The 13,267-nt window shown below is 69.6% G+C and carries 16 protein-coding genes; 12 read left to right on the top strand and 4 right to left on the bottom strand.

The genetic code is table 11. The features are described from left to right. Nucleotides 1-119 precede the first annotated feature (119 nt). Entirely contained in the window at nt 120-1,523 is a 1,404-nt protein-coding gene (locus tag U8331_RS07035; RefSeq protein WP_481130364.1) for a GntP family permease, read from the top strand. A 76-nt stretch (nt 1,524-1,599) separates the two neighbouring features. Beyond that, nucleotides 1,600-2,307: a hypothetical protein gene (locus U8331_RS07030; protein WP_481130363.1), complete on the top strand. Its 708-nt coding sequence runs from the start codon at nt 1,600-1,602 to the stop codon at nt 2,305-2,307. 75 nt (nt 2,308-2,382) lie between these two features. On the opposite strand, the gene U8331_RS07025 is transcribed toward U8331_RS07030, so the two are convergent. From U8331_RS07025 to U8331_RS07010, 4 genes are all read right to left on the bottom strand, one after another. Then, entirely contained in the window at nt 2,383-2,985 is a 603-nt protein-coding gene (locus tag U8331_RS07025; RefSeq protein WP_481130362.1) for a COG4315 family predicted lipoprotein, read from the bottom strand. Further along, nucleotides 2,982-3,320 carry a thioredoxin family protein gene (locus U8331_RS07020; RefSeq protein ID WP_481130361.1) on the bottom strand — a complete coding sequence of 113 codons (339 nt, stop codon included), beginning with the start codon at nt 3,318-3,320 and terminating at the stop codon, nt 2,982-2,984. Before U8331_RS07020 ends, U8331_RS07025 begins: the two co-directional genes overlap by 4 nt. A 184-nt stretch (nt 3,321-3,504) precedes the next feature. Then, entirely contained in the window at nt 3,505-4,302 is a 798-nt protein-coding gene (locus tag U8331_RS07015) for an amidohydrolase (protein ID WP_481130360.1), read from the bottom strand. A gap of 241 nt (nt 4,303-4,543) precedes the next feature. Then, the gene (locus U8331_RS07010; protein WP_481130359.1) at nt 4,544-5,698 is read right to left on the bottom strand and encodes a pyridoxal phosphate-dependent aminotransferase; all 1,155 of its coding nucleotides are present in this window, start codon (nt 5,696-5,698) and stop codon (nt 4,544-4,546) included. A 115-nt stretch (nt 5,699-5,813) separates the two neighbouring features. On the opposite strand from U8331_RS07010, the gene U8331_RS07005 reads away from it, so the two are divergent. From U8331_RS07005 to U8331_RS06960, 10 genes are all read left to right on the top strand, one after another. After that, nucleotides 5,814-6,320: a DUF3293 domain-containing protein gene (locus U8331_RS07005; protein ID WP_481130358.1), complete on the top strand. Its 507-nt coding sequence runs from the start codon at nt 5,814-5,816 to the stop codon at nt 6,318-6,320. Nucleotides 6,321-6,398: 78 nt separating this feature from the next. Further along, a complete protein-coding gene (gene ccmA / locus U8331_RS07000) occupies nt 6,399-7,058 on the top strand; it encodes a heme ABC exporter ATP-binding protein CcmA (protein ID WP_481130357.1) in 660 nt (219 codons plus the stop codon). Beyond that, entirely contained in the window at nt 7,055-7,750 is a 696-nt protein-coding gene (ccmB, locus tag U8331_RS06995) for a heme exporter protein CcmB (RefSeq protein WP_481130356.1), read from the top strand. The genes ccmA and ccmB overlap by 4 nt, the downstream gene beginning before the upstream one ends. A 114-nt stretch (nt 7,751-7,864) precedes the next feature. Then, entirely contained in the window at nt 7,865-8,614 is a 750-nt protein-coding gene (gene ccmC / locus U8331_RS06990) for a heme ABC transporter permease CcmC (protein WP_481130355.1), read from the top strand. Further along, nucleotides 8,611-8,802, top strand: coding sequence for a heme exporter protein CcmD (gene ccmD / locus U8331_RS06985; RefSeq protein WP_481130354.1), 192 nt, complete (start codon nt 8,611-8,613; stop codon nt 8,800-8,802). Before ccmC ends, ccmD begins: the two co-directional genes overlap by 4 nt. Next, entirely contained in the window at nt 8,799-9,287 is a 489-nt protein-coding gene (ccmE, locus tag U8331_RS06980) for a cytochrome c maturation protein CcmE (protein ID WP_481130353.1), read from the top strand. The genes ccmD and ccmE overlap by 4 nt, the downstream gene beginning before the upstream one ends. Next, nucleotides 9,287-11,233, top strand: coding sequence for a heme lyase CcmF/NrfE family subunit (locus U8331_RS06975; RefSeq protein WP_481130352.1), 1,947 nt, complete (start codon nt 9,287-9,289; stop codon nt 11,231-11,233). The genes ccmE and U8331_RS06975 overlap by 1 nt, the downstream gene beginning before the upstream one ends. Beyond that, complete coding sequence (locus tag U8331_RS06970; RefSeq protein WP_481130351.1) at nt 11,230-11,781, top strand: DsbE family thiol:disulfide interchange protein; 552 nt, start codon at nt 11,230-11,232, stop codon at nt 11,779-11,781. Before U8331_RS06975 ends, U8331_RS06970 begins: the two co-directional genes overlap by 4 nt. Further along, nucleotides 11,778-12,230: a cytochrome c-type biogenesis protein gene (locus U8331_RS06965; RefSeq protein ID WP_481130350.1), complete on the top strand. Its 453-nt coding sequence runs from the start codon at nt 11,778-11,780 to the stop codon at nt 12,228-12,230. The genes U8331_RS06970 and U8331_RS06965 overlap by 4 nt, the downstream gene beginning before the upstream one ends. Then, nucleotides 12,230-13,234 carry a tetratricopeptide repeat protein gene (locus tag U8331_RS06960; RefSeq protein WP_481130349.1) on the top strand — a complete coding sequence of 335 codons (1,005 nt, stop codon included), beginning with the start codon at nt 12,230-12,232 and terminating at the stop codon, nt 13,232-13,234. Before U8331_RS06965 ends, U8331_RS06960 begins: the two co-directional genes overlap by 1 nt. Nucleotides 13,235-13,267 lie beyond the last annotated feature (33 nt).

The following is a 13,267-nucleotide window of genomic DNA, read 5'->3' as shown; positions in this document are numbered from 1 at the left end:
GCCATTGCACGCAAGACTAGGGGCCGCCCCGCCGGCCGGCAGCTGTACCTTCGGACAATGCCCCGGCCGCCGGCCCAAGCCGACACTGCCAGCCACCAAGAACCGGGGGATGGGGCCTGATGTCGTTCCTGATCGTGCTGCTGGCGCTGGCGTTCCTGATGTTCGTCGCGTACCGCGGCTACAGCGTGATCCTGTTCGCCCCGGTCGCCGCGCTGGGTGCGGTGCTGCTGACCGACCCGTCGCTGGTCGCGCCGATGTTCACCGGCCTGTTCATGGACAAGATGGTCGGGTTCCTCAAGAACTACTTCCCCGTGTTCCTGCTGGGGGCGATCTTCGGCAAGGTCATCGAGCTGTCGGGTTTATCCAAGTCGATCGTGGCCGCGACCATCCGGATGTTCGGCGCGGGCCGGGCGATCCTCTCCATCGTCATCGTCTGCGCGCTGCTGACCTACGGCGGCGTGTCGCTGTTCGTGGTGGTGTTCGCGGTCTACCCGTTTGCCGCCGAACTGTTCCGCCAGAGCGATATCCCCAAGCGGCTGATCCCCGGCACGATCGCGCTGGGCGCGTTCACCTTCACCATGGACGCGCTGCCGGGCACGCCGCAGATCCAGAACATCATCCCGACCACGTTCTTCGGCACCGACACCTGGGCGGCGCCGTGGCTGGGCACGATCGGCGGCATTTTCATCCTAGTGGTCGGCCTGGCCTACCTCGACTGGCGGCGGCGCGTGGCGGCCGGCAAAGGCGAGGGCTACGGCGACGCCGCCACGCTGGTCAACGAGCCCGCGCCGTTCACCGGCGGCAGGCTGGCCAACCCGGCGATCGCGGTCCTGCCACTGGTGCTGGTGGGCGTGTCCAACAAGCTGTTCACCGACTGGATCCCGCGCTTCTACGGCGAGACCCATGCGTTCGACCCGGCGGTGATCGGCGATGCCGCGCCGGTGGTGCAGCAGGTGTCGTCGGTGACCGCCATCTGGGCGGTCGAGGGCGCGCTGCTGGTCGGCATCCTGAGCGTGCTGGCGTTTGCCTGGAAACCGGTGATGACCACCTTCGCCGAGGGCACGAAGAGCGCGATCGGCGGCGCGCTGCTGGCGGCGATGAACACCGCCTCCGAGTACGGCTTCGGCGCCGTCATCGCCGCCCTGCCCGGCTTCCTCATGGTCGCCAACGCGCTCGGGGCGATTCCGAACCCGCTGGTCAACGAGGCGGTCACCGTGACCGCGCTGGCCGGCATCACCGGCTCGGCCTCCGGCGGCATGAGCATCGCGCTGGCGGCGATGGCCGACACCTTCATCGCCAACGCCAACGCCGCCGGCATCCCCATGGAGGTGCTGCACCGGGTCGCCGCGATGGCCTCGGGCGGCATGGACACCCTGCCCCACAATGGCGCGGTCATCACCCTGCTGGCGGTGACCGGCCTGACCCACCGGCAGGCCTACAAGGACATCTTCGCGATCACCGTCATCAAGACCTTGGCGGTGATGGTGATCATCGGCGTGTTCTATGCCACCGGGATCGTCTGAGCGGCGGCACTGCGGACGCGGATGCGGATGCGGATGCGGATGGTAGGCTGCGCCGGTTCTCACCTGGCAGCCACCGATGAAGCCTTCTTTCCTTGCAATAGTCCTTGCCGCGATCGTCGCTATTGCGGCTCCCATCACTTCACACACTGCCTCGGCCGCCGAGCCACTGCGACTTGATGGCTCCTCGGATCGCACAGCCGAGCGCAGTTTCCAGCGGATGATGGGCGAGCTCGATCGCGATGAGCAGATGGCATTGGCCATGGCGATGCTGCAACTCAACCTGGCCGGCGTTGAAAGCGCTTCGGAGATGCTTGCCAACCCGGAACTGCGCAATCCCTCGATCACGCGAATCCGTGAGCAGGTCGATGGCATGACGGCCGACGAGATCGTCGCCTCGGCTGCGCGCAGCAGCGACGTGACCATGTTCGTCCAGGGAGAAGAACCGGGGATTGCTCCCGAATTGCTGACTCCGCTCGAAAGCGGGCCGGTGAGTCGGTCGCTCGCCGGCACCACTTGGATCATCACGTCCGATATCAACGGACACACGCGCCACTCTGTCATTCGCCTTGATGCCGGCGGCAAAGCACACTCGCTGGACGCCAATGCCAATCCCGCACAGGCCAACACCTGGGAGCAGTCGGGCGGGGAGTTCCGGCTCAGCCTCAATGACCAGTTCGTGATCTATCGGGGCAGACTCGACGGCGATGTTCTCGGTGGAACCGCTGGCAACACCAACGGCTCGCAATGGACGTGGACGGCTGAAGAGACGACATCCAGCCAGTGAGCTTTTTCGGACGGGCACCGACCTGCCGACCGCACCAATCCGAAAACAGGATTGGCCGCGACTCTGAAGTTCGGCTCAGCGCCCGATTTCGGATGCGCCACTTCCGTCCCGCAGCGCACCGACCGGCTGGCCGACGGGCTGACCCTGCGGCGTCAGCAGCGTCCAGTGGCCCCACTGGTCGCGGACATCGTGGCCCGTGGTGTCGCCGCGCATGGCGTCGCCGGCGTGGTGGTACAGCGGGTGGCCGTTGTAGCTCATCTGCTCGCCGCCTTCGGCACGGATGACCACGCCGGCCAGCGCGGGGGCCAGCCCGGCGCCGAGGTCCGGCTCGCCGGTGGGGCCGTAGACCGGCGCCCACTGCTCCAGGCAGTCGCCGGTGCAGCCGCTGCCGTCGGTGTCGCCGGCCAGCATGTAGACCGCGCGGCGGTCGCTGTCGGCGACGAACGGCTCGGCTCCGCCTACGGACATCACCTGCAGGCTGTCGGACGTCATCGTCCGTTGGGTCACCAGCGCGCCCTTATCGGACGTGGTGGACGGCGTTTCCGCGCCCTCGGTGAGCATCGGCGGCGGCTCGACCCCATCGTCGCGGTCGCAGGCCGGCAGCAACGGGATCGACAGCGACAGGGCGGCGACAAGCACGAACCGGTTCGAACGGAGGTTGCGACCCACGACGTTCATGCCTGCGCCTTCGGATCAATCCGGGCCAGGGCATCCTCGATCGGTTCGCGTTCGGTCGGGCGCACCAGCCGCGCGACCTCCTCGCCCTTGCGCAGGAACACCAGCGTCGGCCACAGCTTGACCTTGAACGAACGCCCCAGCTTTCGCCCCGGACCGTCCTCGATGCGCAGGTGATCGACGTCGGGATGCGCGGCGAGCGCCGCCTGCAGGCAGGGTTCCGCGGCCTGGCAGTGACCGCACCAGGCGGTGCCGAACTCGATGACCAGCGGCCCCGGCATGGCGTCGACCTCGGCGCGCGCGGGTTCGTTGTCGATGTACACGCGATTGAATGGCATGGGCGGTAACCCCGTCGGGAACTGCGATGGTGATACCGCGTCGACCGGCGAAATGCCGTGAACGCCAGTTCCCTGCGGACGCGGTACGTAGCGCTTCGGCCCCTGCCCGCCGGAGATCCAGCAACGCGCGACCGCCAGTACCGGCGCGATCACCCGCCACGCACGGCCTGGGCGGCGCTGCCGCTCAGTCGAGCTCGAAGCGGTCGCCGTCGAGCATCGCCGGGAACTTCTGCCGGTGGCGGGCGAGTTCCGAGCCCAGCAGCGTGCTGGTGGTGACCACCTCCATGTCGGTGCACTCGCTGACGGGGTGGCCCACGTAATCGATTACCGCGCTGTCGCCGGTATAGCGGATGCCGTTGCCGTCGGTACCGACGCGGTTGAGGCCGGCGACGTAACACAGGTTCTCGATCGCACGGGCGCGCAGCAGGGTTTTCCAGGCGTGGTCGCGCGCGGCCGGCCAGTTGGCGACGTAGATGGCCAGGTCGTAATCGAGTTCGCCGGGGCGCTCCACGTCGAAGCGGTTGCGCGAGAACACCGGGAAACGCAGGTCGTAGCAGACCAGCGGACAGATCCGCCAGTGCTTCCACTCCACCGTCATGCGGGCGCGACCGGCGGCGTAGCGCTCGTGTTCGTGGGCATACCGGAACAGGTGGCGCTTGTCGTAGTGGGCCACGCCGCCATCGGGGGTGACGAACAGCAGCCGGTTGAAGACCCCGTCGCCCTCGCGGATCTGCACGCTGCCGGTGATCGCGGCGCCGAGCCGGGCGGCCTGCTCGCGCATCCAGGCGACGGTGGTGCCGTCCATGGTCTCGGCGGTATCGAGCGCCTCGTTGGAGAAGCCGCTGGTGAAGGTCTCGGGCAGGATCACAAGGTCGGTGGTGTCGTGCAGCGGCGCGATGAGATCGCCGTAGTACTCGCGGTTGGCGGCCGGATCGTGCCAGATGGTGGCGCCCTGGACGAGGGAGATGCGGAGGTTGTTCATGGATAGGCCCGCGGGGATTTCCGGCACTTTAGCGAAGGGAAGGTGGGCGAATGGTGGTGAAGGGGTGGTGGTAGGAGCGACGTGAGTCGCGAACCACTGACATATCGTTCTTCGCGGCGATCAACGTGGTGCAGCGGGCGCGCGATCGCCGCTCCGCGTTGATCGATGTCGCCCCACAGGTCAGTGGTTCGCGACTCACGTCGCCCCTACAAAACGTTGGACGGACGGGGCTGGGACCGTTCTAGAGCCGCTGCAGGCGCTTGATCGCGGCGTCCAGGGTCGCCTCGTTCTTGGCGAAGCACAGGCGGGCGAGGCGCTGGCCCGCCGGCGGGGTGCCGTAGAACGGCGACAGCGGGATCGCCACCACGCCGTGCTCGATTGCCAGCCAGCGGCAGAACCCGGCGTCGTCGAGGTCGCTGATGGCCGAGTAGTCGACCAGCTGGAAATAGCCGCCCGGCACCGGCAGCGGTTTGAGCCGGGTGGTCAGCAGCTGCTCGCGGAACCGGTCGCGCTTGGGCTGGTAGAAGGCGCCGAGCTGCTCGTAGTGCTCCGGCTCGGCCTCGATCATCTCGGCGAACGCCGCCTGGGCCGGGGTGAACGTGCAGAAGGTGTTGTACTGGTGGACCTTGCGGAATTCGGCGCTGAGCGCCGGCGGGGCCACGCAGTAGCCGACCTTCCAGCCGGTGCAGTGGTAGGTCTTGCCGAAACTGGACACCACGAACGCGCGCTCGCGCAGTTCCGGATAACGCAGGGCCGATTCGTGCCGGCGGCCGTCGTAGACGATGTGCTCGTAGACCTCGTCCGAGAGCAGCACGATCGCGGTGCCACGCAGCAACTCGATGAGCTGGCGGATGTCCTCGGCGTCGAACATCGCCCCGGACGGGTTGTGCGGGGTGTTGGTCATCAGCATCCGCGTCCGCGGCGTGACCGCCCGGCGGATGAGCTCCCAGTCCGGCGCGAAGGTCCGCGGGTCCAGCGGCACATGCACCGGCACGCCGCCGGCCAGCTCGATCGCCGGCTCGTAGCAGTCGTAGCAGGGGTCGAGCACGATCACCTCGTCGCCCGGACGCACCACCGCGTGGACGGCGTCGAGGATCGCCTCGCTGGCGCCGGAGGTCACGGTGATCTCCGTGCCCGGGTCGGGCCGGTGTCCGTAGCAGCGCTCTGTCTTGGCCGCGATCGCCTCGCGCAGGGCCGGCAGGCCGGTCATCGGCGCGTACTGGTTGTGTCCTGCGCGCATCGCCTGTGCCAGCGCCTCGACCAGCCGCGGCGGGACGTCGAAATCGGGGAATCCCTGGCCGAGGTTGACGGCGCCGTGCTCGGCGGCGAGTTGCGACATCACGGTGAAGATCGTGGTGCCGACCTTCGGCAGCTTGGTATCCAGGCGAGGCGTCATCGGGAACGGACCGGCAAGGGGGCGCCAGAGTCTACGAAATCCGGGTGCACTCCATTGCCTGGAGCGGCGGGGCACGCCGGTTGCATCCACCCGTCGCCCGCTCGAAACTCCGGTCATGCGTACCTATCGTGTCGTCGATGCGGTCGAACTGGCTTGCGCCTACGCCAGCGCGGTGTATTCGGTCGCGCTGGACGGCGACACGGTGCCGCTCCGGGTCGGGCAGCCGGCGGCCGACCTCGAAGCGTACTGGCCGGCCCGCAGCTACGCGTTCCTGACGGCGTGGAACCCGGCGTCGCAGCCGCATTCGGACGAGGCCAATCGCACCGCGGACGGGCTGCTCGTCGCCGAACTCGACGCGGCCGGCATCGCGCGGCTCGCGGCGTGCGCGCAAAGCCCCGACGGCCAGTGGCGCGAACCGGGCTGGCTGCTCGCCGATGCGCACGACCCGCTGGTCGAGCGCCTGGCGCAGGCGTTCGGTCAGGCCGGGGTGCTGAGCTGGCGGTGCGGCACCCCGGTCCGGCTGAAGATGCTGACGGGCTGCCCGCAGCCGGCGGGTCTGGCCGAGCCGGTCGCCCGTCATATCGACTGGGCCGGCTGGGCCGACGAGTTCGTCCGCGCCTAGGGCCACGCTGCCCCGCCCCCTGTACCATCACGCCCCGACGGCCACTCCCCGCCGCCGCAGGTCCGCTGCACCCGCCGAATGACTTCCATGGATCGCCCCGCCCCGCCGCTGCTCCAGGCCCGCGGCCTGCACTTTGCCCGCAACGACGAACCGGTCTTCGGCCCGCTGGACTTCAGCGTCGACGCCGGCGAGGCACTGCTGGTGCAGGGCGACAATGGTGCCGGCAAGACCACCCTGCTGCGCGTGCTGGCCGGCCTGCTTCGCGCCGAGGGCGGCGAGATCGAGATCGACGGCGGCGCCGCGGGACCGGCCCGCCGGGCACGGGCGATCGCCTATCTCGGCCACCTGCCGGGCCTGAAGGCCGACCTCAGCGCTCTGGAGAACCTCGAGTTCCTGTGCGGGCTGCAGGGTCGCCGCCGTGGCCAGTTGCCCGAACACGCCCTCGCGATCGTGGGTCTGGCGGGGTACGAGGATGCTCTCGCCCGCCAGCTGTCGGCCGGCCAGAAGAAGCGCCTTTCGCTCGCCCGGCTGTGGCTGTCGCCGGCGCCGCTGTGGCTGCTCGACGAACCCTACGCCAACCTCGACCTGGGCGGCATCGAACTGGTCAACCGCATGGTCCAGGCACACCTGCGCGAAGGCGGTGCGGCGCTGGTGACCACCCACGGCGCCTACGCCGCGCCACCGGTGCGCACACGGTTGCTGGTGATCGGCCGCCCGCCCGTGGAGCAGGCCGCATGAAGGCGTCGGCACCGCTTCCGGGGCTTGCCGGGGCCGCCAAGGCGCTGATGGTCCGCGACCTGCGCCTGCTCTGGCGCCGACGCGGCGACGCGCTGCAGCCGGCGCTGTTCGCGCTGCTGGTGGTCGTGCTGTTCGCGCTGGCGCTCGGCGGCGAGGCGAAGGTGCTGGCGGGGGTCGCCCCGGCCGTGCTGTGGGTGGCCGTGCTGCTGTCGGGCCTGCTGGCGCTGGACACGCTGTTCCGCGGGGATTCCGAGGACGGCTCGCTGGAGCAATGGATGCTGGCCCCGGTGCCGCTGGCCTGGCTGGTCGGTGTGCGTACGTTCATGCACTGGGCCACCACGGCGTTGCCGTTGCTGCTGGCTTCGCCCTTCCTGGCGGAACTGATGCACCTGCCGCGCGGTCAATTGCCCGTGCTGCTGGCCTCGCTGGCGCTCGGTACTCCGCTGCTGAGCCTCCTGGGGGCGGTGGTGGCCGCACTGACCGTCGGGATGAGGCGCTCCGGTATACTTGTGGCCTTGCTTGCGTTGCCCTTGTACGTGCCCGTGCTGGTGTTCGGGGCCGGCAGCGTGGCTGCCTCGGCCCAGGGACTGGATCCGGCCGGTGCGTTGCTCCTGCTTGGCGCCGGACTGGCGCTGTCGCTGGTGCTCGCGCCGCTCGCGGCCGCCGCGGCGATCCGTATCGCACTGAACTGAGCAACTGAACAGGCGCCCATCCGAGGCGGGTCAAGGTGCGCCGGAGCCACGGTCACCAGACTCGCCGCCACGATGACGGAGCCTGCTCCACCGCCGGGAGCGGACGCTGAAACGATGAATCCACTGATTCGCTGGTTCCACAAACTCGGTTCACCGCCCTACTTCGACCGCTTCGCCGCCCGCTGGGCGCCGTGGGCCTACGGGCTGGGCCTGCTGGTGATGCTGTGGGGCGGCTACGGCGCGCTGTTCGTGGTGCCGGCCGACTACCAGCAGGGCGACAGCTTCCGGATCCTCTACATCCACGTGCCCAGCGCGTGGATGAGCATGTTCGTGTTCGGCCTGATGGCGTTCTACGCGGCCATTGCGCTCATCTGGCGGATCAAGCTGTGCGAGATCCTCGCCATGGCCTGCGCGCCGATCGGCGCCGGCTTCACCCTGATCACGCTGCTGACCGGTTCGATCTGGGGCAAGCCGATGTGGGGCACCTGGTGGGACTGGGACCCGCGCCTGACCACCGAGCTGATCCTGCTGTTCCTGTACCTGGGCGTCATTGGTCTTTACAACGCGATCGACGACCGCCGCGCCGCCGCGCGCGCCGCCGGGCTGCTGGCGATCGTCGGCGTGGTGCTGCTGCCGGTGATCCGCTACTCGGTGGTGTGGTGGAACTCGCTGCACCAGGGCCAGACGATCCGCGTGTTCGGCGAGTCGAGCATGGACCCGTCGATGGTCCAGCCGCTGGTGTGGATGCTGATCGGCACCAAGCTGTGGTTCGTCGGCGCCCTGCTCGCCCGCGCCCGCGCCGACAACCTGCGCCGCGAGAGCGGCAAGGCGTGGGTCGCCGGGCTGGCGGGAGGTGGTCGATGAGCTATCTCGGCTACGTCATTGCCGCTTACGTCGTCTTCGTGCTGGTGCTCGGCTGGGACTTCGTTTCCCCGCGCCTGCAGATCCGTCGCGAACTGCGCGCCGCGCGCCGCCGCGCCGCCCGTCAGGCCGCCGCGCGCATCGCCGCCGCACCCGATCAGACTTCCGCATCGAACGAGTTGACCCGATGAATCCTGTCCGCCGACGCCGACTGCTCTGGGTGCTTGCCCTGGTGGTCGCCGCCGCCATCGCCGCGACGCTGGTGGCGATGGCCCTGCAACGCAACGTCGCCTACCTGTACACGCCCGCCGAGGTGATCAGCGGCGAGGCCGGCTCCGAGGTGAAGTCCGGCCAGGCCCGTTTCCGGCTCGGCGGCATGGTCGCCGAGGGCTCGTTGCAGCGGGTGGAGGGCACGCTGGAGTCGCGCTTCCAGGTCACCGACGGCGATGCGCTGATGCCGGTCACCTACACCGGCATCCTTCCCGACCTGTTCCGCGAGAACCAGGCCGTGGTCGCGACCGGGCGCATGGACGGCGACCGTTTCGTCGCCGAGGAAGTGCTGGCCAAGCACGACGAGACCTACATGCCCAAGGAAGTCGCCGACAAAATGGGCCAGGCCCACCGGAAGCACGACGTGGACGCGCCGTCCCCCGGCAACACCGGGTCGACCGACTGATGCTGCCCGAACTCGGCCAGGTCGCCCTGGTCCTCGCCCTGCTGGTCGCCTCGCTGCAGGCGGCGCTGCCGCTGGTGGGCGCCCATCGCAACCTGCCGCCGTGGATGGCGATTGCACGGCCGGCCGCCTACGCGCAGCTGGTGCTGGTCGGGTTGGCGTTCGTGATCCTGACCGGGGCGTTCGTCGTCCAGGATTTCTCGGTGCGCTACGTCGCCGAGAACTCCAACTCGCTGCTGCCGATGGTCTACCGCTACACCGCGGTCTGGGGTTCGCACGAGGGCTCGTTGCTGCTGTGGGCGCTGGTGCTGGCGCTGTGGACGGCGGCGGTGGCGCGTTTTTCGCAACGCCTGCCGGCGCCGGTGATCGCCCGGGTGCTGGGCGTGATGGGCGTGGTCAGCGTGGGCTTCCTGGCGTTCCTGATCTTCACCAGTAACCCGTTCGACCGGCTGCTGCCGGCGGCGGTGGAGGGCCGCGACCTCAACCCGCTGCTGCAGGATCCGGGAATGATCATCCACCCGCCGATGCTGTACTTCGGCTACGTGGGGTTCTCGGTGCCGTTCGCGTTCGCGATCGCGGCGCTGCTCGACGGCCACGTGGATGCGCGCTGGCTGCGCTGGACGCGGCCGTGGACCAACATCGCGTGGGCCTTCCTGACGCTCGGCATCGCACTGGGTTCGTGGTGGGCGTATTACGAGCTCGGCTGGGGCGGCTGGTGGTTCTGGGACCCGGTCGAGAACGCCAGCTTCATGCCGTGGCTGGCCGGCGCGGCGCTGCTGCACTCGCAGGCGGTGACCGAGAAACGCGGCAGCTTCCGCGGCTGGACCCTGCTGCTGGCGATCGCTACGTTCTCGCTGTCGCTGCTGGGCACCTTCCTGGTCCGTTCCGGCGTGTTGACCAGCGTGCACGCGTTCGCCGCCGACCCGACGCGCGGACTGTTCATCCTGATCTTCCTGGGCATCGTGATCGGCGGCTCGCTGGTGTTGTACGCGCTGCGCGCGCCGGGCGACGAGAACGGCAAGCTCTTCGAGGCGAGTTCGCGCGAGACCCTGCTGCTGGCCAACAACCTGCTGCTGTCGACCGCCTGCGCGATGGTGCTGCTCGGCACGCTCTACCCGCTGCTGGCCGATGCACTGGAGCTGGGCAAGATCTCGGTCGGCCCGCCCTATTTCGCGTTGCTGTTCACCCTGTTGATGGCGCCGCTGGTGCTGCTGCTGCCGTTCGGTCCGGTCACCCGCTGGCAGCGTGAGCAGCCGTCGCGGCCGCTGGCGATGCTGCTGCCATGGGCCGGGCTGGCGCTCGCCGGCGGCCTGGTGGCGTTCTTCCTCGCGCCGCAGGGGGCGTGGAAGGTGGCGGCCGGCGTGTTCGGCGCGCTGTGGGTGGGCGCGGGCACCCTGCGCTTCGTCTGGTCGCGCTTCAGCAACAGCGGCAACCGCTTCACCCCCGAAATGCTCGGCATGACGCTCGCCCATTTCGGCGTCGCGGTGTTCCTGGTCGGCGCGTTGCTGGTCGAAGGACTCAACGTGCAGAAGGAACTCGCGGTCAAGCCGGGGCAGACGGTGGAGCTGGGCGGCTACGGCTTCCGTTTCGAGGGCGTCAGCCACCGCGTCGGCCCCAACTACGAGGCCGACCTCGGCACGGTGCAGGTGTTCGACGGCGGCGCGCCGATCGCGACCATGCATCCGGAAAAGCGCGCCTATGCCAGCGGCGGCCAGGTGATGACCGAGGCGGCGATCGAACGCGGCGTGACCCGCGACCTGTATGTCGCGCTGGGCGAGCCGCTCGGCGACGGCGCGTGGGCGATCCGCGTCCATATCAAGCCGTTCGTGCGCTGGATCTGGGCCGGCGCGATCCTGATGACGCTGGGCGGTCTGGTCGCCGCGGCCGACCGCCGCTTCCGCCGCGACGATGGCCGCGGCGGCGAGATCCCGAGGAGGACCCCGCAATGACCGGACAGAAATCCACCGCCCGCTGGCTGCCGCTGGTCGTGTTCGGCCTGCTCGCCGCGTTGCTGCTGGCGGGGGTGATCCTCAGCCGCGACGGCAACCGCGAGGCGCTGCCCTCGCCGCTGATCGGCAAGCCGGCGCCCGCGTTCGAGCTGCCGGTGCTGCACGAGGCCGGGCGGCTGGTGTCGTCGCGGGAACTGCTCGGCGAACCCTACCTGCTCAACGTCTGGGGCAGCTGGTGTCCGGAGTGCCGCGTGGAGCACCCGGTGCTGACGAAGTTCGCCGAGACCAAGCGCATCCGCGTGATCGGCTACAACCTCAAGGACGAGCACGCCGACGCACTGCGCTGGCTGGAGCAGTTCGGCAACCCCTACTGGCTGGTGCTGACCGACTACACCGGCGAGAAGGCGATCGACTGGGGCATCTACGGCGCGCCGGAAACCTTCCTGGTCGACGCCGCGGGCGTGATCCGCTGGAAGCACGTCGGCCCGATGAGCGAGGACACCATCCGTGACGAGCTGATCCCCGCGCTGGTCGAGGTGGAGGGATGACCCGTCACTGGCTGCTGGCGTTGGTGCTGGCGCTGGTCTGCGCGCTGCCGCTCGCCGCGTCCGGACAGGCTGGCGATCCGGCCGCGCCGCCGCGCTTCAGCAGTCCGGCCGAAGCCGAGCGCTTCCATGCGTTGACCGAGGAACTGCGCTGCGTGAAATGCCAGAACCAGTCGCTGGCCGATTCCCACGCGCAGATCGCGCAGGACCTGCGCAACGAGGTGCTGGATCTGATGCGGCAGGGCAAGTCCGACGCCGAGGTCAAGCAGTACCTGGTGGCCCGGTACGGCGAGTTCGTGCTGTACCGCCCGCGGATGGAACCGACCACCTGGCTGTTGTGGTTCGGGCCGGCGGTGCTGCTGCTGGTCGGCGGCTTCGTGGTCGCCCGCATCGTGCGCCGGCGCGCGGGACCGCAGGCGGCCGCGGCCGTCGATGACGACCAGGAGTGGTGATGACCGTGTTCGTGATCGCCAGCATCGTGCTGGTCGTACTGGTGCTGACGTGGGTGTTGCGGCCGGTGTGGCGTACGCGCCCGTTGGCCGGTGCCGGCGTCGTGGCGAGCCTGGCCCTCGTCACGGCCCTGCTGTACGTCCTGGTCGGCACGCCCCGCGCGCTCGACGAGGTGCAGCGCCGTGCCCCGGAAACGCTGGCCGACGCCATCGTCCAATTGCAGGCCGAACTCGAGCGCGACCCCAACCAGGTGGAAGGCTGGCGCCTGCTGGCGCGGGCCTACGTCGCCGAGGGCCGGGGGGATGACGCACGCCAGGCCTACGGCCGCGCCCTCCTGCTTGCGCCGGACGACCCGGCCCTGCTCGCCGAGGCTGCCGAAGCGCGCGCCCGGATCCATCCGGAACGTCGCTTCGATGCCGAGGCGGTGGCGATGCTGGAGCACGCCGTCGCGGTCGACCCGCGCCACCAGCGTGCGCGCTGGTTCCTGGGGATCGCACAGCGGCAGGCCGGCCAGGCGGCCGAAGCGGTCCGTACCTGGGAGCCGCTGCTGGGCATGGTCGATGCCGCCACCGCGACCAGCCTGCGCGACCAGGTCAACCTGGCCCGCGCCGACGCCGGCATGGAAACGCTGGCCCCGCCGCCAACGGCCGGGGCGTCCGCGGTGGCCATCACCGTCAGCGTCTCGCTCGACCCGCAGCTGGCCATGCGCTATCCCGATGGCGCAAGCGTGTTCGTGATCGCCCGGCGCCCCGACGGCCCGCCGATGCCGGTCGCGGTGGAGAAACTGCAACCGGCAGGCTTCCCCCTGACCGTGACGCTGACCGACGCCGACAGCCTGATGCCCACCACGAAGCTCTCGCAGCTCGATCGCGTCGAACTCACCGCGCGCGTGTCCGCCAGTGGTGACGCCACCGCGCAGGCCGGTGACTTCGAATCCGTCCCGGTGGTGGTCGACACCGGTCCGCAGGCCTCGGCTGCGCTGATGGTCGACCGTGTGATCGAATAAGAGGACGTGCTGCCCGTTTCGACAAAGGACTGC

The sequence above is a fragment of the Lysobacter sp. CC-YZS074 genome, from assembly GCF_056739745.1.
The sequence above is the reverse complement of the archived record's forward strand: the minus strand, read 5'-3'. Positions and strand labels throughout refer to the sequence as shown.

Excerpts from the sequence above, each read along its gene's own strand:
- U8331_RS07035 (WP_481130364.1), top strand. The coding sequence starts at position 120 with ATGTCGTTCCTGATCGTGCTGCTGGCGCTGGCGTTCCTGATGTTCGTC.
- U8331_RS07030 (WP_481130363.1), top strand. The coding sequence starts at position 1,600 with ATGAAGCCTTCTTTCCTTGCAATAGTCCTTGCCGCGATCGTCGCTATT.
- U8331_RS07025 (WP_481130362.1), bottom strand. The coding sequence starts at position 2,985 with ATGAACGTCGTGGGTCGCAACCTCCGTTCGAACCGGTTCGTGCTTGTC.
- U8331_RS07020 (WP_481130361.1), bottom strand. The coding sequence starts at position 3,320 with ATGCCATTCAATCGCGTGTACATCGACAACGAACCCGCGCGCGCCGAG.
- U8331_RS07015 (WP_481130360.1), bottom strand. The coding sequence starts at position 4,302 with ATGAACAACCTCCGCATCTCCCTCGTCCAGGGCGCCACCATCTGGCAC.
- U8331_RS07010 (WP_481130359.1), bottom strand. The coding sequence starts at position 5,698 with ATGACGCCTCGCCTGGATACCAAGCTGCCGAAGGTCGGCACCACGATC.
- U8331_RS07005 (WP_481130358.1), top strand. The coding sequence starts at position 5,814 with ATGCGTACCTATCGTGTCGTCGATGCGGTCGAACTGGCTTGCGCCTAC.
- ccmA (WP_481130357.1), top strand. The coding sequence starts at position 6,399 with ATGACTTCCATGGATCGCCCCGCCCCGCCGCTGCTCCAGGCCCGCGGC.
- ccmB (WP_481130356.1), top strand. The coding sequence starts at position 7,055 with ATGAAGGCGTCGGCACCGCTTCCGGGGCTTGCCGGGGCCGCCAAGGCG.
- ccmC (WP_481130355.1), top strand. The coding sequence starts at position 7,865 with ATGAATCCACTGATTCGCTGGTTCCACAAACTCGGTTCACCGCCCTAC.
- ccmD (WP_481130354.1), top strand. The coding sequence starts at position 8,611 with ATGAGCTATCTCGGCTACGTCATTGCCGCTTACGTCGTCTTCGTGCTG.
- ccmE (WP_481130353.1), top strand. The coding sequence starts at position 8,799 with ATGAATCCTGTCCGCCGACGCCGACTGCTCTGGGTGCTTGCCCTGGTG.
- U8331_RS06975 (WP_481130352.1), top strand. The coding sequence starts at position 9,287 with ATGCTGCCCGAACTCGGCCAGGTCGCCCTGGTCCTCGCCCTGCTGGTC.
- U8331_RS06970 (WP_481130351.1), top strand. The coding sequence starts at position 11,230 with ATGACCGGACAGAAATCCACCGCCCGCTGGCTGCCGCTGGTCGTGTTC.
- U8331_RS06965 (WP_481130350.1), top strand. The coding sequence starts at position 11,778 with ATGACCCGTCACTGGCTGCTGGCGTTGGTGCTGGCGCTGGTCTGCGCG.
- U8331_RS06960 (WP_481130349.1), top strand. The coding sequence starts at position 12,230 with ATGACCGTGTTCGTGATCGCCAGCATCGTGCTGGTCGTACTGGTGCTG.